Here is a 26188-nt window from a genome sequence, read left to right as displayed (position 1 = left end):
TAGTAGCTGCCAGATACGACCATAGGGTCAGGCAGAGGTTGCGTTCCGTGCGGCGGTTTTCTAAAGCGGCAGACAAACGCGAAATAATGAGCCTTGATGAATCTTGCTCTCGACGGTGATGGAACCACCATGGGCGGCAACAATTTGTTCGGAAATAAACAGTCCGAGACCCAGTCCGGCGACTACGGTTTTCGCCGACACCCGCTCGAACTGCTGAAAAATGCGCTTCTGATTCTCTTCGCTGATACCAATGCCATGGTCACGCACTTCGACCCGCGCCTGGCCGTCCTGGGAGTACACCCGCACGTCGATCGAACCCTTGGCGCCATAGCGCAGGGCATTAGTCAGCAGATTAGACACCACCTGCTCGATGCGAAATTCGTCCCAGTTGCCCTCTATCGGTTGCTCCGCGAGGAAGCTCACCGAGGATTCGGCCTCGTCGATCTGCGACGCGAAGTTTTGCAGCAGGTTGCCCACCAATTGCGTCAAATCGAAGCGGCTGGGGCGGATCGATAACTTGCCGGTGCGAATCCGCGAGACATCGAGCATGTCTTCGATCAACCGGATCAGGCTTTTGATCTGGCGCTCGTCGCGATCGACCATCGCGTGCATCTTGTCCAGGGTGAAGGCCCCGGCGTTATCCCGGGCCAGGTGCATCTTGCGCAACTGGGTTTCCAGGAACAGCCCGTTCAGCGGTGTACGCACTTCATGGGCGACGATCGACATAAAATCGTCGCGCATGCGCACCGCTTGCTCGAGTTCGTTTTGCGTAACCTGCAATTGCTGGAGCAACGCTTCCTGCTCGCGACGGCTGCGCTCCAGTGCTTCGACCTGCTGCTTCATGGCCTTGCTTTGCCGATACAGTTCGACAAACACATTGACCTTGCTTTTCACCGCATGGATATCCAGCGGCTTGTGCAAGAAGTCCACGGCCCCGCTTTCATAGCCCTTGAACGCATAGTTCAGGTCACGACCGGCGGCGCTGACGAACACAATCGGAATGTTTTTGGTTTTTTCGGTGCCGCGCATCAACTCGGCCAGTTCGAAACCGTTCATGCCCGGCATCTGCACGTCGAGAATCGCCAGGGCGAATTCGTGTTGCAACAGCAGGGACAGGGCTTCATCGGCGGACAAGGCTTTGTACACCATGCGGTCTTCACGCTTGATCAGCGCTTCAAGGGCCAACAGGTTCTCCGGCAGATCGTCGACGATCAGCAGTTTGGCCGGGATATTAATTAGCATGTGATTCGTTCCAGCTCGACAAGCAAACGGCTGATGCCGCGCAAAGGGAGAATGTGGTCCGGTTGCTGCAGTGCCAGGGCCGCATCGGGCATGGTCGACACATGGGCTTCCTGCGGATCCTGAACCACGGTCAAGCCGCCACGGCGCTTGACCTGCGCCAGGCCAAGCGCACCGTCCTGGTTGGCGCCGGTCAACAGCACGGCGGCCAGCCCCGGGCCATAGGCATCAGCGGCGGACTCGAACAGATAGTCGATGGCCGGACGTGAATAATGGACACGGTCTTCCAGGCTCAAGGACAGGCTACGGTCCTGCTCCACCGAAAGGTGATAGTCGGGTCCGGCGAAATACAGGGTTCCGGGTTCGATAACAGCCTTGTCGCGAGCTTCCTTGACCGGCATCGACACGCGCCGGGCAAAGACTTCCGCCAATTGGCTGCGGCGCTCATCGGGCAAATGCAGAACGACAATGATCGGCAAGCTGAAACCCTGGCCCAAGTCACTGAAAATGCTCAGCAAGGCCTCGACTCCGCCGGCCGACGCGCCGACTACGATGGCCTCGATACAAGGCAGATTGATTCGCTTGGCCAGGCCACTGTTCATGATTTGCGGTAGATCCGTTCTTGTTTCACCAACGGTTCGAACTGCTTGCCATAGGCGGAAAAATCCAGGGTTTCCTTGCTTCCCAGTACCAGGAAGCCACGATGACAGAGCGATTCGTGAAACAAACCGAAGGCGCGATCCTGCAATTTTTTATTGAAATAAATCAATACGTTACGGCACGAAATTAATTGAGTTTCGGAGAAGACACTGTCGGTCGCCAGGCTGTGATCGGCGAAGGTCACGTTGTCGCGCAAGGTCTTGTCGAAAATCGCATAGTCATATGCAGCAGTGTAGTAGTCGGCAAACGAACACCGGCCGCCGGCCTGCTGATAGTTATGGGTGTAGGCGCGAATATTCTCCAGCGAGAAGATGCCCTGCTTGGCTTTTTCCAGCGAGTGCGGGTTGATGTCGGTCGCATAGATGATGGTCCGTTCCAGCAGCCCCTCTTCGCGCAACAGAATAGCCATGGAGTAGACCTCTTCCCCAGTACTGCAACCGGCGATCCAGATCTTGATCGAGGGCCAGGTCTTGAGCAGCGGCACCACTTCCTGGCGAATCGCCAGGAAGTGCGAGGGGTCGCGAAACATCTCGCTGACCGGGATCGTCAGCAGTTGCAGCAACTGCATGAACGCCGTCGGGTCGTGCAGTACTCGCTCCTGCAATGCAGAGATGGTCTTGCACTCGAACTGGTGCAACGCATGATTGACCCGGCGCTTGATCGAAGCGCCGGAGTAATCACGAAAATCGTAGCTGTACTTGAGGTAAATCGCTTCAATCAGCAACCGCAATTCGATCTCGGTATTTCGCTCCACTAGATTCGTTCCATCTTTGGCAGCCACACACGAATGAGCGAGAACAACCGATCCAGGTCGATGGGCTTGGCCAGGTAATCGTTGGAGCCGGCCGAAAGGCAGCGTTCCTGATCGTCCTTCATGGCCTTGGCCGTCACCGCGATGATCGGCAGCTTGCGCCAGCGCGGGTCTTTGCGAATCTCGATGGTGGCCTCGAAGCCGTCCATCTCCGGCATCATCACGTCCATCAGCACCAGGTCGATGTCATCGACTTCATTAAGTCTCTCGATCGCCTCGCGGCCATTACGCCCAATCACCACGATTGCACCCTTTTGCTCAAGGGCACTGGTGAGGGCGAAGATATTGCGTACGTCGTCGTCCACCAGCAACACCTTGCGCCCCTCGAAGACCCGGTCACGGCTGCGGGCGGTCCTGAGCATCTTCTGTCGGTCATGGGACAATTGGGATTCGACTTTGTGCAGAAACAGCGTCACTTCATCGAGCAGACGCTCAGGCGAGCGCGCGCCTTTGATGATGATCGAGCGCGAGTACTTGCGCAGCTCGGCCTCTTCATCACGGGTCAGGTTACGTCCGGTGTAGACGATCACCGGCGGGAACGAACAGATGTCTTCGGTGGACATGCGCTTGAGCAGGTCATTGCCGAGCATGTCCGGCAACTTCAGATCGATGATCATGCAGTCGTAGATGTTGCTGCGCAGCAGGTCCAGCGCAGCCTGCGCCAGACCGACCGCGGTGATCTCGATATCGTCATCGCCGATCAGCCGGGCAATGCTGTCGCGCTGCACATCATCGTCTTCGACCAGCAGCACCCGTTTGACCTTCTGGGTCAACTTGGCCTCCAGGCGGGCGAACACGTCCTTGAGTTCTTCGCGGGTGGTGGGCTTGACCGCGTAACCGACAGCGCCCATGTGCATGGCGGCTTCGACGCGGTCCTCGACAGAAATCACATGCACCGGGATGTGCCGGGTCTCGGCATGCTCCTTGAGACGTTGCAGCACCGTCAGCCCGGAATGGTCCGGCAGGCGCATGTCGAGCAGGATCGCGTCCGGGATGAACTGGGTGGCGAGGCTGTAGCCCTCGTCTGCGCCATGGGCTACCAGGCAGTGATAACCCAGCTCATGGGCCAGATCGAACAGAATGCGCGCGAAGTTCGGCTCATCTTCCACTACCAGCATGCAGCGAGTGGCAAACGGCGCCTTGTCGCGGTCATCGGCAAAGTGTGGAATCGGGACTGCGCTGATGACCGGCAAGGGGGCGGCGCTGATCGCGACTGGAGCGCCAGTGAATGCCATGGCCTGCAGGGGTTCGCTCGGCTGTACGTGCGCTTCGACGTACTGCTCCGGCAACACCAGGGTAAAAGAACTGCCCTGCCCCGGCTCACTGGTGACGCTGATGGAGCCACCGAGCAGCGCCGCCAGATCGCGGGATATCGACAGGCCCAGCCCGGTGCCGCCATAACGGCGGTTGATGGTGCCGTCGGCCTGGCGGAAGGCTTCGAAGATACTGTGCTGCTGCTCCGAGGCGATACCGATCCCCGAGTCGCGCACGGTGAAGGCAATGCCCGCGCCGGGCTGGCGTGAGACAGTCAGGCTGATGTTGCCTTTTTCGGTGAACTTCAGCGCATTGGAAAGGAGGTTCTTGAGAATCTGCTCCAGTCGTTGGCGGTCGGTGAAAATCATCTGTGGAGCGCCATTCTGCAGTTCGACCGCGAACTCCAGGTGTTTGTCCGCGGCCAATGGCTGGAACATCCCGCGCAAGCCTTCCACCAGGCGCGCCACATTGGTGTTTTCCGGGCGCATTTCCAGCTTGCCGGCCTCGACCTTGGAAATATCGAGAATGTCATTGATCAGGTTGAGCAAATCGTTGCCGGCCGAGTAGATCGATTCGGCGAACTTGACCTGCTCGGCGCTGAGGTTCTGCTGGGGGTTTTCCGCAAGCAACCTGGACAGGATCAACGAGCTGTTCAGTGGCGTGCGCAGCTCATGGGACATATTGGCGAGGAACTCGGATTTGTACTTGCTTGAGCGCTGCAGCTCCAGCGCACGCTCTTCCAGCTGTACCTGGGCCTCACTCAATTCGCCATTCTTGCGATCCACGGCGTCGCGTTGCTCGGCCAGGGCCACGGCCTGCTCGGCCAACTGCTCGTTGGACTGCTCCAGTTCGACTTGTTGGGCCTCCAGGTGGGCCTGGGACTCCTTGAGGATCCGCGACTGCTCTTCCAGCTCTTCGTTGGCGGTCTTGAGCTCTTCTTGCTGCACTTGCAGTTCTTCGTTGAGTTGCTGGGTCTGGGCCAGCACTTCCTGCAAGCGTTGACGATAACGCGCGGCTTCGATCGAGGTGCCGATATTGTCGGCAATCAACTCTAGCAGTTCGATATCGCGGTCGGTCAATGCCCGCAGGAAACCCAGTTCAATGACCCCATTGACCTGCTCATCGTTGTTGGTCGGCACCACCAGCACACAACGCGGCGCCCCGTCACCCAGCGCGGAGCTGACTTTGAAATAGTCGCCAGGCACATCGTCCAGGCGGATGATATGGTTCTGCTGGACCGCCTGGCCGACGATACCTTCACCACTGAAAATCGCCTGTCCCCGCTCTTCCTGTTCACGGGAGAAACCGTAGGTGGCCACGCGTTTGAGACCACCCTGTTCTTCGCGCACATACATGGCGGCAACAACGCTGCCTATGTATTGCGCGCAAAACTGCAGAATATTGCGTCCGAGCACGTTCAGCGTCAGTTGCCCCAACACCTGTTCGGCCAGTTCGGTCTGACCGTTACGTAGCCAGGCTTGCTGTTCGAGGCGCTGTGCACTCTTGCCTAGCGACTCGAGGTTTTCTCTATAACTACTTGAAAGATCTAATAAATTTTTTCGACCCATATAGGCCAATATGGCGCTGAGACCGAGCACGAACAGCAAATAAAGGCTGACGGTCAGCACAGTGGTGCGACTGACGTCCTCATTGCGGATGACCCGCAGTTGCCGCTCCATCGCAATGAATGCGTCATATTCCTTGCGGGTCTCGTCCGTTAGCCGCTTGCCCCTGCCTGCTTGCACAATTGCGCGGTAATCACCGTTTTGTCTACGCAGATCAATCATCATCTGCGCATAGGCATTCCATTCATTCTGCAAGGATTCCAGACGCTGGAGCCGGTCGACCTGTTCCGGGTTATCCGCCACCAGTTGCTGCAGGTTGCGCAGCTCGCTGATGATCCGCGGCTTGGCCACTTCATAAGGGTCAAGGAAGTGCTCGTCGCCGGTGATCAAAAAGCCGCGCATACCGGTTTCCAGATCGACGGTCAGCTTCGCCGCTTCATTGGCGTTATTGATCACTCGGTCGGTGTGTTCGACCCACTGGATCACCGACAGCAAATAAGTGATCAACGAGACGAAAAAGACGGCGCTGAGTACGCCGACACCCAACGGCAGACTGACGTTGCGGCTCAGCAGCTTGCGAAAACTCTGCTCGTCAACCGAAGACGGAGGGGTCATTTGAAGGCCTTGATCAAGGATTAAAAACCACGGAGTTTGCCCCAAAGTCAGGCGTAACAGCTATTTTTCTGACAGCTTAGCGCGCAATTTCCTACGGCGTGGCTGCCCAGGCTCAGGCAGACCGGTTACTCTGGCAAGCCATTGTACAGCTATGCTTTTTTGTGCAGCGTCGGGAACTTGTCGGGATCCGTCATTTACTCATACAAAAGGCCGGATATTTCACCCGGCATTCGCGACTTCATTTTTCGAGAGCCCCCTCATGTCCGCCACCATCCTTGTAGTCGAAGACGACAATATCGTGCGCATGCTGATCGTTGACGTGCTTGAAGAGCTGGAGTTCAAGGTCCTTGAAGCCGATGGCAGCGAAGCCGCCCTGAGCCTTCTCGAGAACAACGGACAGAACATCGACCTGATGATGACCGACGTCGGACTGCCTGGCATGGACGGCAAGGAACTGGCCGCCCGCGCTCGCGAGTTGCGACCCCGGTTGCCGATCCTGTTTGCCAGCGGCTATGCCGAAAGCATTGAGGTCCCTGCCGGCATGGCGGTCATTGGCAAGCCCTTTTCTATCGATCAACTGCGGGACAAGGTTCGCGGCATGCTGCCCTAGAAATACGCCGGGAAACCCACAGACGACAACCCCAACCTGACTGGATGCCCGGAATGTCGCGCAGCCTTGGGCAGTCGCGAGCATTTTCGCTACCTGTGGTTTAATTGCGCCCCTCGCCAAACCTCCGCCTGCCCGTATCAAGGAATTGCCCCATGAGTCAGCCCGTCGCAACCAAAGTCCTGATCATTGGTTACGTCTGGCCCGAGCCGCGTTCATCCGCCGCCGGTGGTCATATGATGCAGATCCTCGAGACTTTTTTGCAGCAAGGTTGGGACGTAACCTTCAGCAGTCCCGCGGGCATCGGCGAGCATAAGGCGGATCTGGCCTCACTGGGCATTCGCGAATGTCCGATCGAATTGAACAACGCCAGTTTCGACTCCTTTGTTGCCGAGCTGGCGCCGGATATCGTGCTGTTTGACCGGTTCATGATGGAGGAGCAATTCGGCTGGCGCGTGGAGAAACACTGTCCGGACGCCCTGCGCGTGCTGGAAACCTCAGACCTGCAAAGCCTGCGGGATGCCCGTCACCAGCGGCTCAAGGATCGCCTGAAGGCCAGCGATGATCCGGATGACTTCAGCGCCTTGTTTGCCCCTGCCTTGCGCCAGGAGTTCGAGCACATGGCCGACACCGACCTGGCCAAGCGCGAGATCGCCGCACTCTATCGCTGTGATCTGAACCTGATGATTTCCGAGGTGGAAATCGAACTGCTGGTCGAGCAGTTCAAGGTGCCACGCTCGTTGCTGCATTGGTGCCCGCTGATGCTCGACAATCCATCCGGCAAGTTTTTACCCTTCGAAGAACGCGCGCATTTTCTGAGCATCGGCAACTTTCGTCATGGGCCGAACTGGGACGCGGTGCTCTGGATGAAGACCACCCTCTGGCCGCTGATTCGTCAGCAACTACCCGGCGCGCAGTTGCATATCTATGGCGCCTATACACCGCCCAAAGCCACTGCGTTGCACAATCCGGCCCAGGGTTTTCATATCATGAACTGGGCCGAGGATGCCTTGCAGGTCATGTCCGGCGCACGGGTCTGCCTCGCTCCGCTGCGTTTTGGGGCCGGGATCAAAGGCAAGATTGTCGATGCCATGCTCTGTGGCACACCTAATGTCACCACGCCGATTGGCGCTGAAGGAATGCATGGGGACCTGCCCTGGCCGGGCGCGATTGCCGAGAGCGCGACGGCCCTGGCCGACGCGGCAGTCCGCTTGTACCAGGACCAGGCCGCATGGTCTGAGGCCCAGGACCAGGGACGAGTGTTGTTGGCCGCCCGCTACCAACAACAGGTGCACGGCCCGGCGTTGATCGATCAGCTGGAACTGTGCCGCGAGAATCTCGAATCGCTGCGGCGGGACAACTTCACTGGCAGCATGCTGCGTCACCACCACCACAAAAGCACCCAATACATGGCGCAGTGGATCGAGGCGAAAAATCGCAGTTGAAAGCCGGGCTGGCGAGGTTGGCTGCAAGGAGGCATTATCGTTTCAGCGATAACAATAAAACGGCCCCAGCATGACCCGAGCAGCGAGAATCACCGACCCGTCCTATGAATTGATGGACGACCACAACGGGTTGTCCATCATCTATCGCCAGCACGGCTTCCCCTGTCCGCTGGTGCGCTGGCATTTCCACAAGGAATACGAGCTGCACCTGATCGTCGCCAGCTCCGGCAAGGTATTCATCGGCGACTACATCGGCAACTTCTACCCCGAAACACTGTTCCTCACCGGCCCCAACCTGCCGCACAACTGGATCAGCCAGATTGCCGAGGACGACGTGGTGCCCAAGCGCGACATGCTGGTGAACTTCACCGACGAGCTGTTCGAAAGCGGGTATCAGGTCTTCACCGAGCTGAAGGCCCTCACGCCCCTGCTCGAGCGCGCGCGGTACGGAATCGAATTTCGCTGCAAACACACGATCCGCCGGGCAATGACCTTGATGCAACGCATCGCGGATTCCACAGGGGTCACCCGGCTCGGGCATTTTTTCATTCTGCTGGAACTGCTGGCGGCGACCGACGATTACCAGTTGCTCTCGGGTACGACCACCGCGCAACTGGCCGATGAACACAACGTCGACCGAACCAACCGCGCCGTGGATTACATCTTTGCTCATTACACCCGCGAACTGCCCCTTGAAGAAGTCGCCGAACATCTGGGCATGAAACCCACCTATTTTTCCCGGGTATTCAAGCACGCCACCGGCCGCTGCTTCATCGAATTCGTCAATCGCTTGCGCATCAGCAAGTCCTGCGAGCTGCTGGCGGACGGCGAAAAACCGGTCACCGATGTGTGCTTCGAGTCCGGGTTCAACAATATTTCCAATTTCAATCGCCGCTTCCAGCAGCTCAAGGGCATGACCCCTTCGCACTATCGGCGCCTGGCGGTGCAGCGGTTGACTGAGCAGAATCTGGGGTAGGAGCGAGCTTGCTCGCGATGGTCGTTAACGATAACGCGGGAAGCCAGATGCACCTCGGCGCTCTCAGGTTTTTCGCGAGCAAGCTCGCTCCTACAATGGATTGCGATTTTTCCCCCGCCATTTTTTCCCAGTGCAAAAAAGTATCGATTCAAGTGTCATGGATGATTTGTCATTGCGCCGTTTGAGGGCTGTAATCAGCCCACATTCTTCCTTGTCTGCGGAAGACACAAAAACAATAACTGTCCTTCTGCTGCCTGCCGGGCGTAGAAGAGGAGTGCGCAATGAAACCCTCGGTAAAAGCTCTGCTTGCCTGTACCTGCATGACCCTCAGCGGCGTCAGCCTTGGCGCACAAACCCTGACCATTGCCACGGTCAACAACAGCGACATGATCCGCATGCAAAAGCTCTCGAAGACCTTCGAAGCCGAGCATCCGGAAATCAAGCTCAATTGGGTGGTGCTGGAAGAAAACGTCCTGCGCCAACGCCTGACCACCGACATCGCCACCCAGGGTGGCCAGTTCGACGTGTTGACCATTGGCATGTACGAAGCCGCACTCTGGGGCGCCAAGGGCTGGCTGGAGCCGATGAAGGATCTGCCCGCTGCCTACGACCTCGAGGATATCTTCCCTGCGGTGCGCGAAGGCCTGTCGGTCAAGGGCAGTCTCTACGCCCTGCCGTTCTACGCTGAAAGCTCCATGACCTACTACCGCACCGACCTGTTCAAGGAAGCCGGCCTGACCATGCCCGAGCGGCCTACCTGGGAACAGATCGGCGAATTCGCCACAAAACTGACCAAACCCGATCAGGAACAATACGGCATCTGCCTGCGGGGCAAAGCCGGCTGGGGCGAGAACATGGCCGTGATCACCACCCTGGCCAACGGTTTCGGCGCGCGCTGGTTCAATGAGAAATGGCAGCCGGAGTTCACCGGTCCGGAATGGAAGAACGCGCTGAACTTCTACGTCGAGACCATGAAGAAAGCCGGCCCGCCCGGTGCCTCCAGCAACGGTTTCAACGAAAACCTGGCGCTGTTCAACAGCGGCAAATGTGCGATCTGGGTCGATGCCAGCGTGGCCGGCTCCTTTGTCACCGACAAATCCCAGAGCAAGGTCAGCGAGCATGTCGGCTTTACCTACGCGCCCCATCAGGTGACCGACAAAGGCACCGCCTGGATGTACTCCTGGTCACTGGCGATCCCGGCCAGCTCCAAAGCCAAGGACGCGGCCAAGACCTTCAGCGCCTGGGCCACTTCCAAGGAATACGGCGCCCTGGTGGCCGAGAAGGACGGTATCGCCAACGTACCGCCAGGCACCCGCGCCTCGACCTACAGCGAGGCTTACATGAAAGCCGCGCCGTTCGCCAAGGTGACCCTGGAATCCCTGAAGGTCGCCGATCCGACCAAGCCGACCCTCAAGCCGGTGCCTTATATCGGCATCCAGCTGGTGACCATCCCCGAGTTCCAGGCCATCGGCACCCAGGTCGGCAAGCTGTTCGCCGCCGCACTGACCGGCCAGACCAGCGTCGACCAGGCTTTGGCGGCAGCCCAGCAAACCACCGAACGAGAGATGAAGCGCGCCGGTTATCCCAAGTAACCCCGCTCCCACATTTGATCTTCATCTGCCTGTTCCCAATTGGTTGTTATCACCATGAATACATCAACGCTCAAAGCTCATATGGATATACCCCAGCCGGTTCGCAAAAGCCGCCTGGCCAATCCCGGCTGGTTTCTGGTCAGCCCCTCGGTCGCGCTATTGCTGCTGTGGATGATCGTGCCGCTGGGCATGACCCTGTACTTCTCGCTGATCCGCTACAACCTGCTCTACCCCGGGGAGAACCAGTTCGTCGGGCTGGAAAACTTCACTTACTTCCTGACGGACTCGGGCTTCATGCCCGGGGCCACCAATACCCTGGTGCTGGTGGGCAGTGTGTTGCTGATCAGCGTGGTGTTGGGGGTGTTGATCAGCGCCCTGCTGGAGGCCAGCGAATTCCTCGGTCGCGGTATCGTCCGGGTGATGCTGATCTCGCCGTTTTTCATTATGCCCACGGTGGGTGCGCTGATCTGGAAAAACCTGATCTTCCACCCGGTCTCGGGAATTCTCGCGGCGGTGTGGAAGCTGTTCGGTGCCCAGCCGGTGGACTGGCTGGCCCATTACCCGCTGCTGTCGATCATCATCATTGTGTCCTGGCAATGGCTGCCTTTCGCGATCCTGATCCTGATGACCGCCATGCAGTCCCTGGACCAGGAACAGAAAGAAGCCGCGCGCCTGGACGGTGCCGGTCCGATCGCGATCTTCTGGCACCTGACCTTGCCGCATCTGGCGCGGCCGATAGCCGTGGTAGTGATGATCGAGACGATCTTCCTGCTCTCGGTGTTCGCCGAAATCTTCACCACCACCAACGGCGGTCCCGGCTACGCCTCGACCAACCTCGCCTACCTGATCTACAACCAGGCGCTGGTGCAGTTCGATGTCGGCATGGCATCGGCCGGCGGCTTGATTGCGGTGGTGATCGCCAATATCGCGGCGATTGTCCTGATCCGGATGATCGGTAAAAACCTGACTGACAAGTCCTGAGGCCTGCGCCATGACCCTTCAACAATCCCGTCGCCTGCAAAGCCTGCTGCTCGGCACTTTGGCCTGGGCCATCGCGATCCTGATTTTCTTCCCGATCTTCTGGATGGTGCTGACCAGCTTCAAAACCGAAATCGACGCTTTCGCCACGCCGCCGCAGTTCATCTTCACCCCGACGCTGGAGAACTACCTGCACATCGAAGATCGCAGCGGTTACTTCAGCTTCGCCTGGAACTCGGTGCTGATCTCCTTCAGCGCCACCGCCTTGTGCCTGCTGATCGCGGTGCCGGCGGCCTACTCCATGGCGTTTTATGAAACCAAACGCACCAAAGGCACTCTGTTGTGGATGCTCTCCACGAAAATGCTGCCTCCGGTGGGCGTGCTGATGCCGATCTACCTGCTGGCCAAGAGTTTCGGCCTGCTGGATACGCGGATCGCGCTGATCGTCATCTACACCCTGATCAACCTGCCGATCGTAGTCTGGATGATTTACACCTACTTCAAGGACATCCCCAAGGACATCCTCGAAGCCGCCCGCCTGGATGGCGCGACGCTGTGGCAGGAAATGGTCCGGGTGCTGCTGCCGATCGCCAAGGGCGGTCTGGCCTCCACTGTGCTGCTCTCGCTGATCCTGTGCTGGAACGAGGCGTTCTGGTCACTGAACCTGACCTCCTCGCAAGCCGCACCGCTGACTGCATTGATCGCCTCTTATTCGAGTCCGGAAGGTTTGTTCTGGGCCAAGCTCTCGGCGGTCTCCACCCTCGCCTGCGCGCCGATTCTGATCTTCGGCTGGATCAGTCAGAAACAGTTGGTCCGTGGTTTGTCTTTTGGTGCGGTGAAATAGGCAAAAAGATCGCAGCCTGCGGCAGCTCCTACACAGGCTGCGATCTTTTGATCGTCAAGGCAGCGCACGCCCAACCTGAACAATTAAATGCGGAGGCCCATCATGGCCAACCTGAAAATCAAGAATCTGCAAAAAGGTTTCGAAGGCTTTTCCATCATCAAAGGCATCGACCTGGAAGTGAACGACCGCGAGTTCGTGGTCTTCGTCGGCCCGTCCGGTTGTGGCAAGTCGACCCTGCTGCGACTGATCGCCGGCCTGGAGGAAGTCAGTGGCGGGACCATCGAGCTCGATGGCCGCGACATCACCGAAGTCAGCCCGGCCAAGCGCGACCTGGCCATGGTGTTCCAGACCTACGCCCTGTATCCGCACATGAGCGTTCGCAAGAACATGTCCTTCGCCCTCGACCTGGCCGGCGTGGCCAAGGCCGAAGTCGATAAAAAAGTCGGCGACGCCGCGCGGATTCTCGAACTGGAACCGATGCTCGAGCGCAAACCCAAGCAGCTGTCCGGCGGTCAGCGTCAGCGAGTAGCTATTGGTCGGGCGATTGTCCGCAACCCGAAAATCTTCCTGTTCGACGAACCGCTGTCCAACCTCGACGCCGCCCTTCGGGTGCAGATGCGCCTGGAGCTGTCGCGGCTGCACAAGGAATTGCAGGCGACGATGATCTACGTGACCCACGACCAGGTCGAAGCCATGACCCTGGCCGACAAAGTGGTGGTGCTCAATGCCGGCCGCGTCGAGCAGGTCGGTTCGCCACTGGAGCTCTATCACCAGCCGGCCAATCTGTTTGTCGCCGGATTTCTCGGCACCCCGAAAATGGGCTTTCTCAAAGGCAAGGTCAGTCGCATCGAGTCTCAGGGCTGCGAAGTCGAACTGGATGCCGGCACCCGCGTCAGCCTGCCGCTCAGTGGCGCGAGCTTGAGCGTTGGCAGCCCGATCACCCTGGGGATTCGTCCGGAGCACCTGAACCTGGCCCAAGCCGGCGACTGCGCATTGCAGGTCACGGCGGACGTCAGCGAACGCCTGGGCAGCGACACCTTCTGTCACGTCCTGACCGCCTCCGGCGAAGCCCTGACCATGCGCATCCGCGGTGACCTGGCCAGCCGTTATGGCGAGAAGCTGAGCCTGCACCTGGAAGCTGAACACTGCCATTTATTCGATGCCGACGGTGTAGCCGTTACCCGACCACTGCGCGCCGCCGCCTGATCACCGAGAGCCCACGATGAAACTGAACAAACACAACCTAAGCCGTCTGCCGCCCGAAGTGGCGGTGCCTTCCTACTCCCTCGCGGATACCCGGCAAGGCATGGTGCATATCGGTGTCGGCGGTTTTCATCGCGCCCATCAGGCGTATTACACCGACGCCTTGATGAATACCGGAGAAGGCCTGGACTGGAGTATCTGCGGCTTCGGCCTGCGGCCCGAGGATCGCCGCGCCCGGGATGACCTGGCCGGCCAGGATTACCTGTTCACGCTCTTTGAACTGGGCGACAGCGACGCCGCCCAGGTGCGGGTGATCGGCGCCATCAACGATATGCTGCTGGCCGAAGACGGTGCCGATGCGCTGATCGACAAGCTCTCCAGCCCGGACATTCGTATCGTCTCGCTGACCATCACCGAAGGCGGCTATTGCATGGACGACAGCAGCGGCGAGTTCATGGCGCACTTGCCGCAGATCCAGCATGACCTGGCTCATCCGGACTCTCCGAAAACCGTGTTCGGTTTCCTTTGCGCCGCCTTGGCCCGGCGCCGTGCCGCCGGTATCCCGGCCTTCACCCTGATGTCCTGCGATAACCTGCCGCACAACGGCGCGGTGGCCCGCAAGGCGCTGCTGGCCTTTGCCGCCCAGCGCGATGCCGAGCTGCACGACTGGATCGGTGCCCACGTCAGCTTCCCCAACGCCATGGTCGACCGCATCACACCCATGACCAGCGCCGCCCATCTCCAGCAGCTGTATGACGAACATGGCATCGATGATGCGTGGCCAGTGGTCTGCGAACCCTTTGCGCAATGGGTGCTGGAAGACAAGTTCGTCAACGGTCGCCCGGCTTGGGAGAAGGTCGGCGTGCAGTTCACCGACGACGTCACACCTTATGAAGAGATGAAGATTAAGTTGCTCAACGGCAGCCATCTGGCCCTGACTTACCTGGGGTTTCTCAAGGGCTATCGCTTCGTTCACGAGACCATGAACGATCCGTTGTTCGTGCGTTATATACGCGCCTACATGGACCTCGACGTCACCCCGCAACTGGCGTCGGTGCCGGGGATCGATCTGACCCGGTATAAAGACACGCTGATAAAGCGTTTTTCCAACCAGGCGATTGCCGATCAGCTGGAACGCGTCTGCTCCGATGGATCGTCCAAGTTTCCCAAATTCACCGTGCCGACCATCAACCGTTTGATTGCGGACGGTCAGGAGACTGAGCGTGCGGCCCTGACGGTTGCCGCATGGGCGCTGTACCTGAAAGGGGTCGATGAGAATGGCGAGCGCTATGGCATTCCGGATCCGCGGGCCGAGTTCTGTCAGGGGTTGGTGGCGGATGATGGGTTGATCAGTCAGCGGTTGCTCGGGGTTGAGGAGATTTTTGGTGCGGCGATTCCTGAATCGGCGGAGTTTGTGGCGGCGTTTGAGCGGTGCTTTAACAGCTTGCGTGAGGACGGGGTGACGAAAACGCTGGAGCGGTTGTTGGCGAAGGTGGCCTAAGCCTTGAGCATTTGTGGTGAATCCAAAATAGCCTTCGCGGGCAAGCCCGCTCCCACAAGAGCACCACTTTACCTGTGGGAGCGGGCTTGCCCGCGAATGACCGCGAAGCGGTCACAATGATTCGTGCCGCAACGATATCGAACTGACGAACCAAGGTCTTTCCATGGCAAACCAAACACTCTTCCTCGGCATCGACTGCGGCACCCAGGGCACTAAAGCCATTGTCCTCGACTCGGTCAGCGGCAAGGTCCTGGGCCAGGGCGCAGCCGCCCACAACATGCTCAGCGGCGCCAATGGCAGTCGCGAGCAGGACACCGCGCAGTGGCTGCAAGCATTCACCCTCGCCACCCGCCAGGCATTGCTCGCAGCGCAAGTCAGCGGCCAGGAGATCCTCGGCATCGGCGTCTCAGGCCAGCAACACGGCCTGGTTCTGCTGGACCACCAGGGTCTGGTGCTGCGCCCGGCCAAGCTCTGGTGCGACACCGAGTCCACAGCGCAAAACGATCGACTGCTGGCCCATCTGGGCGGTGAAAGCGGCTCCCTGGAGCGCCTCGGCATCGTAATCGCACCGGGTTACACGGTGTCGAAACTGCTCTGGACCAAAGAGCGGCATCCTGAGATCTTTGCGCAGATAGCAAGCATCTTGCTGCCCCACGACTACCTCAATTACTGGCTGACCGGCCGCCGTTGCGCCGAATACGGCGATGCCTCTGGCACCGGTTATTTCAATGTGCGCAGCCGTGAATGGGATGTTGCATTGCTCAACCATATCGACCCCACTGGTCGACTGGTGGCCGCGTTGCCGCAATTGATCGAATCCCATATGCCTGTGGGCACTCTTCTTCCCGAGATCGCCGAGCAGTTGGGTCTCAACCCCAAGGCCCTGGTCTCCAGCGGCGGGGGCGACAACATGCTGGGCGCCATCGGCACCGGCAACATCCAGCCCGGTGCGATCACCATGAGCCTCGGTTCCTCCGGCACCGTGTATGCCTACGCCGAACAGCCACAGGTCAGCCCGGATGCGTCGGTGGCAACCTTCTGCTCTTCCACAGGCGGGTGGCTGCCGCTGATCTGCACCATGAATCTAACCAACGCCACCGGGGTGATTCGTGAGCTGTTGGCGCTGGACATCGAGCGCTTCAACCAGTTGGTCGAAGAGGCACCCATCGGTGCCGACGGAGTGTGCATGCTGCCGTTCCTCAACGGCGAACGGGTCCCCGCCCTGCCCCATGCCAATGGCAGCCTGCTGGGCTTGACCATGACCAACCTGACCCAGGCCAACCTTTGCCGCGCAGTGGTCGAAGGCACCACCTTCGGCTTGCGTTATGGTCTGGATCTGCTGCGCGACAGCGGCTTGCAGAGCCGCAGCATTCGGCTGATTGGCGGCGGCTCGAAAAGCCCGATGTGGCGCCAGATGGTCGCCGATATCATGAACACCCCGGTGATCTGCACCGAACAAAGCGAGGCCGCCGCCTTGGGTGCGGCGATTCAGGCGGCCTGGTGCCAATCTTCAAGCAGCGGATCGGAACAACGCCTGCTTGAACTGTGCGAGCGCTGTGTAAGCCTCGATCCGGCCAGCCAAACCTTACCCGTCGCAGCCAGCGTGGCTGCCTATCAACAGGCCTACGAACGCTATCAACAGCATGTAGCGACCCTTTAAAGAGCGAACAACTATGTATCTGGTATGTGGCGAAACGCTATTCGATTTCTTCAGTGAAAACGACCCCAGCGGTCAGGCTTCAAAAGTGAACTACAAGGCCATTGCCGGCGGTTCACCGTTCAACGTCGCCGTCGGCTTGCGGCGCTTGGGCATCGATGTGGCACTGTTCGCCGGGCTGTCCACCGACTACCTCGGCCGGCGTTTGCAGCAGGTGCTGCAGGAGGAAGGCGTACGCCCGGACTACCTGCTGGACTTCGACGCACCGACCACCCTGGCAATGGTCGCCGTCGGCGCCAATGGCTCGCCGCATTACAGCTTCCGCGGCGAAGGCTGTGCCGATCGCCAGCTGCTGCCGACGCATTTGCCTGAGTTGGGCGCCGAGGTGCGCGGGTTGCATATCGGCTCGTTCTCGCTGGTGGTGCAGCCGATTGCCGACACTCTGCTGGCGCTGGTCCGCCGAGAAAGCGGCAAACGCCTGATCAGCCTCGACCCGAACGTGCGACTCAACCCGGAGCCGAATATCGAACTGTGGCGTGAACGCATCGGCACTCTGGTCGAGCATGCCGATCTGATCAAGGTCAGCGACGAAGACCTGAACCTGCTCTACCCCGAGCGCGATCCGCAAAGCGTGATCGAAGACTGGCTGGAACACCGCTGCCAGCTGGTCTTCCTCACCCGTGGCGGCCAGGGCGCGACCGTGTTCAGCCGCCGCCATGGCAGTTGGTCGGTACCGGCCCGTGCCGTAGAGATGGCCGATACCGTAGGTGCCGGCGACACCTTCCAGGCGGCGTTGATTGCCTGGCTGACCGAACAGCAGCTTGACTCGGTGGAAGGCTTGCAGCGCCTGAGCCGCGAACAGATCGATGCCATGCTCAGCTTCGCCGTCAGCGCCGCCGCCCTGACCTGCGGCAAAACCGGCCCGGACTTACCTTATCGGCATCAGTTGGACTGAAATTTGGCCAGGATCTGTGTCGCCTGCACTGCCGTCATCGCGAGCAAACGGAACGCCGCCCGGCTGCTCCTGCAGCCGTTCGTCAAAACCAGATCTCAAAAGCCCTCCTTGTGCTTAATCATCGGTTAATTCCGCGGTCCAACCATGGACAGGACCGCGTTGGCGCAGAAATTTTCTGACGCTCTGCGCGGAAGGTCCGACGCCGTTACAAGCGCCGGGTTGACGTTTCAGAGCACATCGGAGATTTCTCATGAACAGTCGTATATTGCTGGCTGCAGGAGTCCTCGCCCTTTCCGGGTTTACCGGTGCAGTACAGGCGCAGGACACCACCGTCCAGGCAGTGCCTTATCACTATGGAATGCCGTTGCACGTTGCCAAGGTTGTTTCCCTGACTGAACCGCAAACGATGGAGTGCAAAGTAATCACCGCGCAAATGGAGTTCATCGATCCAGCGGGAAAACTCCAGGCAATCAGTTACAGCAAGCTGTCGGATGCCTGCAGTTATCAGAACTGAGGGATTTTGCTGGCGGTAAGGAGTCGAAGTCGCGCTTGGTCTGGGATTTATCCAGACCAGGCGCGTGGCTATCGAAGGGACAGAAACAACAGCTTAATGAGTTTTCACCCGGGGTTCGAGATGCTGGCAACCCGGTTTGTGCTCAAGGTCATAGCGTAACTCGGTGATCAGATCGCTGATTTCGCGACATCCATTGAGGCCCTCAGCCTTTATGCCCGTGACTACCATCTCGACACGGTCGGTTTTGTCGTCGCCATAGATCTTTACCGTCATGGATAGATCCGGAGACAAGGTGCATTGGCAACGTTTCGGCAAAAAACTGTTTTCAATGATGTTGCGCAGTTCCAAGGCAGATAGAAACATGCTGACCCTCCTTTATATGCGGCTGCCAATCAGGTGTTGTCAGTACCATGTGTATTCACAAGCCCCATGGGCAGAGAGACTTGCTGTATTGCCCTACCGACCATGGAGAGCAATACCACCCACAAGACTAGGCCGCTTTTCCGATCTCGGTAAGCTCTTTTTTCATTTGCGCTTTCAAGGTCTCCATTTGCGCGCCAAGCTCTTCCAGCGTCGCCTTGCCCAGGAGTTTTTCCGCCTGAGGAAACATTTCGGTTTCCTCCTCTTCGATGTGGTGCTCCAGCAACTCCTTGACCACTTTCACCCGCCCGGAAAACTCTGGAGTACCTGGTTCCGTGGCTTTGAGGTCAGGTAGCACCAGCGAGTCGACGGTGCGGTGTTCTTCCTTGGCTTCGTGATACATCACTACCTGCTCCTTGCCGCCGGCCTTCTTGAAAGCCGGGTAGAGGATTTCCTCTTCAAGCCGGGTATGAATGGTTATCTCCATTTCCAGTTTGGCGATCAACTCTGCGCGTTTCTTCAGCGCCCGCTCAGTACTTTCGCTGAGTTGACCGAGAATGTCCTTGACTCGCACATGGTCCTGTTCCAGCAGGCGGATTGCATTCATTTGGATATCCTCACCAGGGTTAGCAAATCGGTTTGATTTAAAAGCGCAATCAGGGGTTTTCCCTTGAGTCACTAAAGAGCATGAACCATGCCCAAAATGAGCCAGAATTGATCTCTTGACTAATCAATGAGTTAACTCCAAGTTGAGCAATGAGCCTCATGCAAAATGCAAGAAACCCAAACTGGCAACCCTGCAATTTACCGCTGCAGCGCTGGCCGATTGCATTGCGTGCTACCACGCAGTAAAAATGCCGGGCCCACGCAGATGCCTGGAGGCACTCAAATGCGTGCAATCATTTTTCAAACCAGCAAGGAGGCGCCATGCGCTCATCCATAATCACTGCAGCCGTCGTGTTGCTGTCCGGCCTGTCCACTTTGGCTGCTGCGGCCAGTCTTGAAGACGTCGCGCCCTACCCCAAGGCCGAAACCGGTTTTGTCCGCCAGGTCATCCACCTTGCGCCTGCGCAACAGGAAGAACACTACAAGGTCGAGATTCTTGCCGGCAAAACCCTGAGTGTGGACTGCAACCGCCAACGCCTGGGCGGGAACCTCGAAGAAAAAAACCTCGAAGGCTGGGGTTATCCGTTTTATCGACTGGAAAAAGTCAGCGGCCCGATGAGCACGTTGATGGCTTGTCCGGACGGCAAGAGCCGGCAGGACTTTGTTCCGGTGATCGGTGATGGCTTTATGCTGCGTTACAACAGCAAACTGCCTATCGTGGTGTATGTGCCCCAGGGTGTCGAAGTCCGCTACCGAATCTGGTCGGCCTCCAGCACCATCGAAAAGGCCCGCCAGGAATAAGGCACCCAAAGGCCGCTTCGCATCCAGTTCATCTACCCAAGGAAGGAAAACATGAAGTCTGTCGCACTCCCGTTAATCGCCCTCATCGCCTTCGCCGGCTACACCCTGGCGGTGATGCTCCAGGCCGAGCAGTCGCTGATTGAGTTCGGCATCAGCCTGATGTCCCGCCCGGATACCGCACAAGTGGTGATCGACCTTTATCTGCTGGCCACGCTGGCGGGGGTATGGATGTACAGGGATGCGCGCAGTCGCGGTCAGTCGGCGCTTTCAGTGCTGCCTTACCTGCTGATTACCGCGGTCTTTGTTTCTATAGGACCGTTGCTGTATCTGGTGGTGCGGGGGCTTCGGGGGCGAGCGGCAATTGCTGCCAGTTAACACGATTCCTCGGCCTGGCAATCCTCTGTGGCGAAGGGTATGTGGTCATTCCAGCCCGATCTTGTATAAGGCCCCATCCTCCTCGTCGGTCAGCACGTACAGATAACCATCGGGCCCTTGCCGCACATCGCGGATTCGCGCGTTCAGTTCTCCCAGCAACCGTTCCTCGTGGACGACCTTGTCGCCATCGAACTGCAGGCGGATCAGCTCCTGGGATACCAGCGCGCCGATAAACAGATTGTGCTGCCAGGCCTTGAAGCGGTCGCCATCGTAGAACGCCATGCCACTGATAGCCGGGGATTTTTCCCAGACATGATGGGGCGCCACGGTGCCTTGGGCGGTTTTACCCTGGGCTTCCGGTATAGGCGCACCCGAGTAATTGGTGCCGTGGGTCGCCAATGGCCAGCCGTAGTTCTTGCCGCGTTCGATGATGTTGACTTCGTCACCGCCTCTGGGAGCATGTTCGTTGTCCCAGAGTGTGCCAGTCCAGGGATTCATTGCCGCCCCCTGGGGATTGCGATGGCCATAGGACCAGATCTCCGGGCGCACGCCTGGCTGGCCGACAAACGGGTTGTCGGCCGGCACCTTGCCGTCTGGATAGATCCGCACGATCTTGCCTTGCAGTTTGTCGAGGTCCTGAGCCGTTGGCCGATCGTTATTCTCGCCCAGGGTAATGAACAGATAACCGTCGCGGTCGAACACCAGCCGTGAACCAAAGTGATTGCCGGTGGAGAGCTTTGGCTCCTGACGGAAGATCACCTTGAAGTCCAGCAGGCGGCTCAAGTCTTCGGACAATCGCCCGCGCCCCACCGCTGTTCCCGCTGTACCGCCCCCACCGCCGCCTTCGGCAAAGGATAGATAGACCATGCGGTCCTCGTTGAAGGCCGGTGATAGTGCCACGTCCAGTAAACCGCCCTGGCCCTTGGCCCAGACCTTCGGCACGCCACTCAACGGTGCCGAGAGTTTGCCCTCGCTGACAAGGCGCAGTTTGCCCGGACGCTCGGTCACCAGCATGCCCTGTTTATCCGGCAGGAACGCCAGCGCCCAGGGATGTTCGAGCCCCTGGGTAATCCGGGTGACGCTGAGGGTGCCCTGCTCGCTCCGGAACTGTTGGCTCTGCGCTGCAAAGGCCGGCATTGCGCCCGTCACCAGAGCAGTGGCACAGAATGTTGCCAGGAGAGTTTTACGCAACATGCACGATTCCTTCTGTCGTAAAAGTGCGTCGATGGTTAGTGGCATCAGCCTTCAACGATTGCTGTTGCTCGAATCTCTGACGGGCCTGTCGGGTTCCAGGGTCGGCTTGACCGAGCCCGGAGCAGGAGTGCTGGGATAGCCATTGCGGATGCCGCCGTTATCCAGGGTCGGTGGACGCGGCACCGGCACGGTGTTCGGTGAGCGCGGCGCCGGAGCGCTGGGTTGGGTGCCTTGCATGCTGTTGGGATTGGCCCGGCGGATCGGGCTGTTATAAGGGTTGTCGCTGCTGCCCGGCAGGTTCTGGGTCAGCAACAGGGGCCGGGATTCGGCATGTTGTGGCGTTAGAGCTTCAGGCCGGGCTTGAGCCAGGTTGCTCAGCAAGCCACTCAACGCCAGCGCTGTGAAGCCAAGCACAAGCCTGTTCATGGGAACCTCTCATTTTGCATAGACATCACCTTCGATAACAGGCTACGCGCAGGGTTCGGGTTTGTTAACAAAATAGGCAGCGGAACATGTAACACCAGTTCTCCCCACCGCTGATCCGCCGGCAATCCTTCGACCGCAACCAGCGGAAACTTTTGCCGCGCGCCGCAGGTCACCTGAACACCAGTCACGTCGGGGTATATCGTTATGGCACGGGCAATCTGGAAAGGCGCAATCAGTTTCGGGCTGGTACATATCCCGGTGGCACTGGTCTCGGCGACCTCATCGCACGGGGTCGATTTCGATTGGCTCGATTCACGCAGCATGGACCCGGTTGGCTACAAGCGGGTGAATAAGGTCACCGGCAAGGAAGTGACCAAGGAACACATCGTCAAAGGCGTGCAGTACGAAAAGGGTCGTTATGTGGTACTCAGTGAAGAGGAAATCCGCTCGGCGCATCCCCTGTCGACCCAGACCATCGACATCTTTGCTTTTGTCGACAGCGAGCAAATTCCCCTGCAGAACATCGACACCCCGTATTACCTGGCGCCCGACAAGCGCGGCGGCAAGGTGTATGCCCTGCTGCGTGAAACCCTGAGCAAAACCGACAAGGTCGCCCTGGCCCATGTAGTGCTGCATACCCGCCAGCACCTGGCGGCGTTGATGCCGCTCGAGTCCGCCATGGTGCTGGTCATGCTGCGCTGGCCGGCCGAGGTGCGCAGCCTCGACGAACTGGCCCTGGGCAGCGAAGTGACCAAACCCGACCTGGCCAAGGGCGAACTGGACATGGCCAGACGTCTGGTGGAGGACATGAGTGCCGACTGGCAACCTGACCAGTACCGCGACAGCTTCGAAGACAAGATCATGCAACTGGTCGACAAGAAAGCCCACGAAGGCAAGATCGAGGACGTCGAAACCGGCACCGTTGAAGAGGAGCGTAAAACCGCCGATGTTATCGACCTGACCGAACTGCTCAAGCGCAGCCTGGCGGGCAAAGCCGCTGCCAAAGCCCCAGCTAAATCCAGCACCAAAGCAGCCGACAAAACCAGCCCGGCGAAAAAAACCACGAAAACCTCCCGCGGCTGAACGCCAGGCGGGGGGTGGGGTCAGGAAGACTTGAGACTGAATGTTCCGGCCTCATCGCGAGCAAGCCCGCTCCCACAGGGATTTATGGTGATCACAAAAACTGTGTTCTGTCACAAAATCTGTGGGAGCGGGCTTGCTCGCGATGGCGCCATCAGCGTTTCGAAGATCTTTCAGACCAACACCAAAATCGCCAACAACCCGGCAAACATCGCCCATTTCTCGAGGTAGTAACGTTTACGGTTGCTTTTTTTCAACCGTTTACCGCGCAGACGGATTTTGTACAGTTTGGTAAACGCCCGGTTCAAGCCTCCGGTTTTGTCGCCGGCATCGTTCGGCGAACCGGCGGCGGCCATCACCGTGCGACTGAACCAGCGGTTGAAGGCGCTCGCCCAGCGATACTTCATCGGGCGCTCCACATCGCAGAACAAGATGATGCGGTTCTGCGCAGTGGTGTTCTCGGCGTAGTGAATGAAGGTCTCGTCGAACATCACCGCCTCACCATTGCGCCAGTGATAACGCTCACCGTCTACATCGATGTAGCAGCCAGGGTCGTTCGGTGTGTCCAGGCCCAGGTGGTAGCGATAGGAGCCCGCGTAGGGGTCACGGTGGCGCACCAGTTTCGAGCCCGGGGGCAGCTCGGCAAACATCGCGGCCTTGATCGAGCCAATGCCTTGCAGCAGTTCGGTGGTGCGCGGGCACAGTTTCATCGCCGAAGGATGGCTGTCGCCGTACCACTTCAGGTAGAAGCGCTTCCAACCAGTCTTGAAGAAGGAATTGAATCCCAGGTCATCGTAGTGAGCCGATCGTTTGATCTCCCCTGCCCGGAGCAGGTTCTGGCCTTCGCGGCGGATGTCCTCCCAGTGGGTTTGCAACGGGCTAAGGTCGGGAAAGTCGGCGGGATCGAGGTAAGGACGCTTGGGCTGCCTGGAGAACAGGTAAAGGAAACAGTTCACCGGCGCCAGGAAGGTCGAGTGATCGCTCAACTGGCGACTGATTTTATGCCGGACACGGCCACGCAAATGCACGTAGCTGATGGACAAAATATACAGAACAGCAATGATGAGCTTCACGGCAATCGTCACAGGTCGGAAGAGAACATGCTGCGCCATCAACGGCCACGGACCGCCGATGGACAGTGCAGCGTCTGAAAGCGATATCGACCAGGTGAATCATGCGCCAGTCGGTACAGAAGGCTCTGGCATGGCCGATGGCGGGTATTTTAGCCACAGCCTGAAACTCAAGGTTAACCAACAATTGTTAAACTCTGTTCAACAGCGGTGCCCAGGAAGTCAGTCATGAAAAAAAGTATCTACGCAGTTTTTCGTCTAGGCCATCGCGTCAATCACGGCGCGCAATAGCAGCTCCTGACTGAAGGGTTTGCTGAGTCTTGGCCAGCTGACGGCAATCTCCATCTGTTCGGCGTACCCGGTTGCCAGCAGTGCCAGCAGTGCCGGCAACTTCGGCCAGCGAGACTTGATGGTTTCAGCCAACTGGATTCCCGTCATATGCGGCATGGCCTGATCAGTAATGACCAGATCAATAGTATCGTCCTCGGAGATTATTTCCAGGGCCCGCGTTCCGGAGTCGGCGTACAACACCGTATGGCCCAGATCCTCCAGCATTGCGACGGCGCTGAGCAACACCAGCGGATCGTCATCCACCACCAGAATTCTGAACAGATCCATGGTTGATGGCTGGCTGGGTTTGAGCACCCTGGTTTTAACCGAAAGCTCGGAAACATCCGCCATCGGCAGCCATAATTCAACGGTGGTTCCACTGCCCTTCTTACTCTTGAGGATCAACCGTCCACCCGACTGTTCAGCCAGGCCTTGGACCATCGACAGCCCTAGCCCCGTGCCCTTGCCGATGCCCTTGGTGGTGAAAAACGGTTCCGCCGCCCGGGCCGTAAGCCGGCCGATCGACTCCATTTTCTGCGACTGGAATACCGCTTCACGAGCCTCTTCGAGCGCCCGTTGAGCTGCTACAGCGTCGGTAATGTCACGAGTGATTTTGGCGAAGCCAAGCAAGACTCCACGCTCGTCACGGATAACGTCGATCACCACATTGGCCCAGAACCGCGAACCATCCTTGCGCACACGCCACCCCTGGTTCTCGAAACGGCCATCGCGCAGGGCGATGTCCAGGGCCCTTTGCGGCTCGCCCTTTTCCCGATCCTCTTCACCGAAAAACATCGAATAGTGCTGGCCTATGACCTCGCTCGGCAGATAGCCCTTTATCCGTTGCGCGCCCAGATTCCAACTGCTGACCCGGCCTTCGGGGTCAAGCATATACAGCGCGTAGTCGGTGACGCCCTAAACCAGCATGCGAAATTGTTCTTCGCTCTGTTTGAGGGATTGTTCGGCAAGTTTGCGCTCAGTCAGGTCGCGGGTAACTTTGGCAAAACCCAACAGCTCGCCATTGGTCCCTCGGATCGGATCGATCACCACATGTGACCAGAAACGCCCGCCATCCTTGCGCACCCGCCAGCCTTCGCCCTCAAAACGGCCTGCGGTGGCAGCAGTCCGTAGTGCGCGCGCGGGTATTCCTGCCGCGCGGTCTTCTTCGGTATAGAAACGGGAAAAATGTTGCCCGAGAATCTCGGCCTCTTCATAGCCCTTGAAACGCCTGGCACCGGTGTTCCAGCTACTGACAAAGCCATCAGGATCAAGCATGTAAATGGCGTAATCGGTCACTGCGTCAATCAACAGGCGATATCGCCCTTCATCTGCCAGTGACGCATTCAATCGTTCTGTCTGCTTCATCACGCGACCCAATACCTGTGTGATGAGAGGGAGATTAGTCCAAAGAAACGCAATGACGTGAGCGGCAGGCATCTCTCACTGACCAGCGCTTAAAGGAGGCGCCCCAAGGGCCTTTCACAAAATCTTCACATCGAGAAGCCTAACTTGGTGGCTGCTCCTTCATGA

At 58.6% G+C, this 26188-nt stretch carries 24 protein-coding genes and 2 pseudogenes; 15 read left to right on the top strand and 11 right to left on the bottom strand.

Annotated elements, in window-relative coordinates:
- Nucleotides 1-60: 60 nt before the first annotated feature.
- The 4 genes from ACA064_RS14720 to ACA064_RS14705 are packed head-to-tail and all read right to left on the bottom strand — an operon-like array spanning nucleotide 61 to nucleotide 6144.
- Complete coding sequence (locus tag ACA064_RS14720; protein WP_497673998.1) at nucleotides 61-1242, bottom strand: hybrid sensor histidine kinase/response regulator; 1182 nt, start codon at nucleotides 1240-1242, stop codon at nucleotides 61-63.
- Nucleotides 1236-1841 carry a chemotaxis protein CheB gene (locus ACA064_RS14715; RefSeq protein WP_497673997.1) on the bottom strand — a complete coding sequence of 202 codons (606 nt, stop codon included), beginning with the start codon at nucleotides 1839-1841 and terminating at the stop codon, nucleotides 1236-1238. Before ACA064_RS14715 ends, ACA064_RS14720 begins: the two co-directional genes overlap by 7 nt.
- Nucleotides 1838-2653, bottom strand: a complete 816-nt coding sequence (locus ACA064_RS14710; RefSeq protein ID WP_497673996.1) for a CheR family methyltransferase — start codon at nucleotides 2651-2653, stop codon at nucleotides 1838-1840. Before ACA064_RS14710 ends, ACA064_RS14715 begins: the two co-directional genes overlap by 4 nt.
- Nucleotides 2653-6144, bottom strand: a complete 3492-nt coding sequence (locus tag ACA064_RS14705) for a response regulator (protein ID WP_497673995.1) — start codon at nucleotides 6142-6144, stop codon at nucleotides 2653-2655. The genes ACA064_RS14710 and ACA064_RS14705 overlap by 1 nt, the downstream gene beginning before the upstream one ends.
- A gap of 259 nt (nucleotides 6145-6403) precedes the next feature.
- On the opposite strand from ACA064_RS14705, the gene ACA064_RS14700 reads away from it, so the two are divergent.
- The 12 genes and pseudogenes from ACA064_RS14700 to ACA064_RS14645 all read left to right on the top strand — a co-directional run bounded on the left by ACA064_RS14700 (nucleotide 6404) and on the right by ACA064_RS14645 (nucleotide 18416).
- Nucleotides 6404-6754 carry a response regulator gene (locus ACA064_RS14700; RefSeq protein WP_497673994.1) on the top strand — a complete coding sequence of 117 codons (351 nt, stop codon included), beginning with the start codon at nucleotides 6404-6406 and terminating at the stop codon, nucleotides 6752-6754.
- A 152-nt stretch (nucleotides 6755-6906) separates the two neighbouring features.
- On the top strand, nucleotides 6907-8196 hold the full coding sequence (locus ACA064_RS14695) for a glycosyltransferase (RefSeq protein ID WP_497673993.1): 1290 nt from the start codon (nucleotides 6907-6909) through the stop codon (nucleotides 8194-8196).
- A gap of 70 nt (nucleotides 8197-8266) precedes the next feature.
- A complete protein-coding gene (locus tag ACA064_RS14690) occupies nucleotides 8267-9172 on the top strand; it encodes an AraC family transcriptional regulator (RefSeq protein WP_497673992.1) in 906 nt (301 codons plus the stop codon).
- A 17-nt stretch (nucleotides 9173-9189) separates the two neighbouring features.
- Nucleotides 9190-9276: pseudogene (locus ACA064_RS14685) on the top strand (outer membrane lipoprotein carrier protein LolA); the annotation flags it as partial.
- A 177-nt stretch (nucleotides 9277-9453) separates the two neighbouring features.
- Entirely contained in the window at nucleotides 9454-10764 is a 1311-nt protein-coding gene (locus ACA064_RS14680; RefSeq protein ID WP_497673991.1) for an ABC transporter substrate-binding protein, read from the top strand.
- Nucleotides 10765-10818: 54 nt separating this feature from the next.
- Nucleotides 10819-11745, top strand: a complete 927-nt coding sequence (locus tag ACA064_RS14675; RefSeq protein ID WP_497673990.1) for a carbohydrate ABC transporter permease — start codon at nucleotides 10819-10821, stop codon at nucleotides 11743-11745.
- Nucleotides 11746-11755: 10 nt separating this feature from the next.
- Nucleotides 11756-12586, top strand: a complete 831-nt coding sequence (locus tag ACA064_RS14670) for a carbohydrate ABC transporter permease (RefSeq protein WP_497673989.1) — start codon at nucleotides 11756-11758, stop codon at nucleotides 12584-12586.
- A 102-nt stretch (nucleotides 12587-12688) separates the two neighbouring features.
- Nucleotides 12689-13792, top strand: a complete 1104-nt coding sequence (locus ACA064_RS14665; protein ID WP_497673988.1) for an ABC transporter ATP-binding protein — start codon at nucleotides 12689-12691, stop codon at nucleotides 13790-13792.
- Nucleotides 13793-13808: 16 nt separating this feature from the next.
- Nucleotides 13809-15290 carry a mannitol dehydrogenase family protein gene (locus ACA064_RS14660; RefSeq protein ID WP_497673987.1) on the top strand — a complete coding sequence of 494 codons (1482 nt, stop codon included), beginning with the start codon at nucleotides 13809-13811 and terminating at the stop codon, nucleotides 15288-15290.
- 163 nt (nucleotides 15291-15453) lie between these two features.
- Nucleotides 15454-16950: a xylulokinase gene (xylB, locus tag ACA064_RS14655; protein WP_497673986.1), complete on the top strand. Its 1497-nt coding sequence runs from the start codon at nucleotides 15454-15456 to the stop codon at nucleotides 16948-16950.
- Nucleotides 16951-16963: 13 nt separating this feature from the next.
- On the top strand, nucleotides 16964-17902 hold the full coding sequence (locus tag ACA064_RS14650) for a carbohydrate kinase family protein (RefSeq protein ID WP_497673985.1): 939 nt from the start codon (nucleotides 16964-16966) through the stop codon (nucleotides 17900-17902).
- 250 nt (nucleotides 17903-18152) lie between these two features.
- Nucleotides 18153-18416: a DUF2790 domain-containing protein gene (locus ACA064_RS14645; RefSeq protein WP_497673984.1), complete on the top strand. Its 264-nt coding sequence runs from the start codon at nucleotides 18153-18155 to the stop codon at nucleotides 18414-18416.
- A gap of 93 nt (nucleotides 18417-18509) precedes the next feature.
- Here the strand turns inward: ACA064_RS14645 and ACA064_RS14640 are convergent, their stop codons facing one another.
- Both ACA064_RS14640 and ACA064_RS14635 read right to left on the bottom strand, forming a co-directional pair.
- A complete protein-coding gene (locus ACA064_RS14640) occupies nucleotides 18510-18779 on the bottom strand; it encodes a DUF1652 domain-containing protein (protein ID WP_497673983.1) in 270 nt (89 codons plus the stop codon).
- A 127-nt stretch (nucleotides 18780-18906) separates the two neighbouring features.
- Nucleotides 18907-19383, bottom strand: coding sequence for a PA2171 family ribosome-binding persister protein (locus tag ACA064_RS14635; protein ID WP_497673982.1), 477 nt, complete (start codon nucleotides 19381-19383; stop codon nucleotides 18907-18909).
- Between the two features lie 320 nt (nucleotides 19384-19703).
- Between ACA064_RS14635 and eco the strand changes: the two genes are divergently transcribed.
- Together eco and ACA064_RS14625 are read left to right on the top strand one after the other, a co-directional pair.
- On the top strand, nucleotides 19704-20183 hold the full coding sequence (eco, locus tag ACA064_RS14630; protein ID WP_497673981.1) for a serine protease inhibitor ecotin: 480 nt from the start codon (nucleotides 19704-19706) through the stop codon (nucleotides 20181-20183).
- Nucleotides 20184-20234: 51 nt separating this feature from the next.
- Nucleotides 20235-20558 carry a DUF2834 domain-containing protein gene (locus ACA064_RS14625; protein ID WP_497673980.1) on the top strand — a complete coding sequence of 108 codons (324 nt, stop codon included), beginning with the start codon at nucleotides 20235-20237 and terminating at the stop codon, nucleotides 20556-20558.
- A 45-nt stretch (nucleotides 20559-20603) separates the two neighbouring features.
- Here ACA064_RS14625 and ACA064_RS14620 read toward each other — a convergent pair whose 3' ends face one another.
- Complete coding sequence (locus tag ACA064_RS14620; protein WP_497673979.1) at nucleotides 20604-21752, bottom strand: PQQ-dependent sugar dehydrogenase; 1149 nt, start codon at nucleotides 21750-21752, stop codon at nucleotides 20604-20606.
- 51 nt (nucleotides 21753-21803) lie between these two features.
- Nucleotides 21804-22178 carry a hypothetical protein gene (locus tag ACA064_RS14615; protein ID WP_497673978.1) on the bottom strand — a complete coding sequence of 125 codons (375 nt, stop codon included), beginning with the start codon at nucleotides 22176-22178 and terminating at the stop codon, nucleotides 21804-21806.
- A gap of 204 nt (nucleotides 22179-22382) precedes the next feature.
- Here ACA064_RS14615 and ku point away from each other — a divergent pair, with 204 nt between their 5' ends.
- Nucleotides 22383-23261: a non-homologous end joining protein Ku gene (ku, locus tag ACA064_RS14610; protein ID WP_497673977.1), complete on the top strand. Its 879-nt coding sequence runs from the start codon at nucleotides 22383-22385 to the stop codon at nucleotides 23259-23261.
- A gap of 170 nt (nucleotides 23262-23431) precedes the next feature.
- Here ku and lpxO read toward each other — a convergent pair whose 3' ends face one another.
- The 3 genes and pseudogenes from lpxO to ACA064_RS14595 all read right to left on the bottom strand — a co-directional run.
- Entirely contained in the window at nucleotides 23432-24331 is a 900-nt protein-coding gene (gene lpxO / locus ACA064_RS14605; RefSeq protein ID WP_497673976.1) for a lipid A hydroxylase LpxO, read from the bottom strand.
- Between the two features lie 255 nt (nucleotides 24332-24586).
- Nucleotides 24587-25009, bottom strand: coding sequence for a response regulator (locus tag ACA064_RS14600; protein ID WP_497674245.1), 423 nt, complete (start codon nucleotides 25007-25009; stop codon nucleotides 24587-24589).
- Between the two features lie 6 nt (nucleotides 25010-25015).
- A pseudogene (locus tag ACA064_RS14595) lies at nucleotides 25016-26023 on the bottom strand (PAS domain S-box protein); the annotation flags it as partial.
- Nucleotides 26024-26188: the final 165 nt, after the last annotated feature.

It is taken from the genome of Pseudomonas sp. LBUM1658 (assembly GCF_059716055.1).
This window is presented reverse-complemented; position numbering and strand designations above follow the sequence as displayed.

Bases quoted from the DNA above. Each gene is read 5' to 3' on its own strand.
- ACA064_RS14700 (WP_497673994.1), top strand. From the start codon at position 6,404: ATGTCCGCCACCATCCTTGTAGTCGAAGACGACAATATCGTGCGCATG.
- ACA064_RS14715 (WP_497673997.1), bottom strand. From the start codon at position 1,841: ATGAACAGTGGCCTGGCCAAGCGAATCAATCTGCCTTGTATCGAGGCC.
- ACA064_RS14705 (WP_497673995.1), bottom strand. From the start codon at position 6,144: ATGACCCCTCCGTCTTCGGTTGACGAGCAGAGTTTTCGCAAGCTGCTG.
- ACA064_RS14665 (WP_497673988.1), top strand. From the start codon at position 12,689: ATGGCCAACCTGAAAATCAAGAATCTGCAAAAAGGTTTCGAAGGCTTT.
- ACA064_RS14650 (WP_497673985.1), top strand. From the start codon at position 16,964: ATGTATCTGGTATGTGGCGAAACGCTATTCGATTTCTTCAGTGAAAAC.
- ACA064_RS14635 (WP_497673982.1), bottom strand. From the start codon at position 19,383: ATGAATGCAATCCGCCTGCTGGAACAGGACCATGTGCGAGTCAAGGAC.
- ACA064_RS14640 (WP_497673983.1), bottom strand. From the start codon at position 18,779: ATGTTTCTATCTGCCTTGGAACTGCGCAACATCATTGAAAACAGTTTT.
- ACA064_RS14720 (WP_497673998.1), bottom strand. From the start codon at position 1,242: ATGCTAATTAATATCCCGGCCAAACTGCTGATCGTCGACGATCTGCCG.
- ACA064_RS14600 (WP_497674245.1), bottom strand. From the start codon at position 25,009: ATGGCGGATGTTTCCGAGCTTTCGGTTAAAACCAGGGTGCTCAAACCC.
- ACA064_RS14660 (WP_497673987.1), top strand. From the start codon at position 13,809: ATGAAACTGAACAAACACAACCTAAGCCGTCTGCCGCCCGAAGTGGCG.
- ku (WP_497673977.1), top strand. From the start codon at position 22,383: ATGGCACGGGCAATCTGGAAAGGCGCAATCAGTTTCGGGCTGGTACAT.
- eco (WP_497673981.1), top strand. From the start codon at position 19,704: ATGCGCTCATCCATAATCACTGCAGCCGTCGTGTTGCTGTCCGGCCTG.
- ACA064_RS14625 (WP_497673980.1), top strand. From the start codon at position 20,235: ATGAAGTCTGTCGCACTCCCGTTAATCGCCCTCATCGCCTTCGCCGGC.
- ACA064_RS14615 (WP_497673978.1), bottom strand. From the start codon at position 22,178: ATGAACAGGCTTGTGCTTGGCTTCACAGCGCTGGCGTTGAGTGGCTTG.
- ACA064_RS14675 (WP_497673990.1), top strand. From the start codon at position 10,819: ATGAATACATCAACGCTCAAAGCTCATATGGATATACCCCAGCCGGTT.
- ACA064_RS14670 (WP_497673989.1), top strand. From the start codon at position 11,756: ATGACCCTTCAACAATCCCGTCGCCTGCAAAGCCTGCTGCTCGGCACT.
- xylB (WP_497673986.1), top strand. From the start codon at position 15,454: ATGGCAAACCAAACACTCTTCCTCGGCATCGACTGCGGCACCCAGGGC.
- ACA064_RS14645 (WP_497673984.1), top strand. From the start codon at position 18,153: ATGAACAGTCGTATATTGCTGGCTGCAGGAGTCCTCGCCCTTTCCGGG.
- ACA064_RS14620 (WP_497673979.1), bottom strand. From the start codon at position 21,752: ATGTTGCGTAAAACTCTCCTGGCAACATTCTGTGCCACTGCTCTGGTG.
- ACA064_RS14690 (WP_497673992.1), top strand. From the start codon at position 8,267: ATGACCCGAGCAGCGAGAATCACCGACCCGTCCTATGAATTGATGGAC.
- ACA064_RS14680 (WP_497673991.1), top strand. From the start codon at position 9,454: ATGAAACCCTCGGTAAAAGCTCTGCTTGCCTGTACCTGCATGACCCTC.
- ACA064_RS14695 (WP_497673993.1), top strand. From the start codon at position 6,907: ATGAGTCAGCCCGTCGCAACCAAAGTCCTGATCATTGGTTACGTCTGG.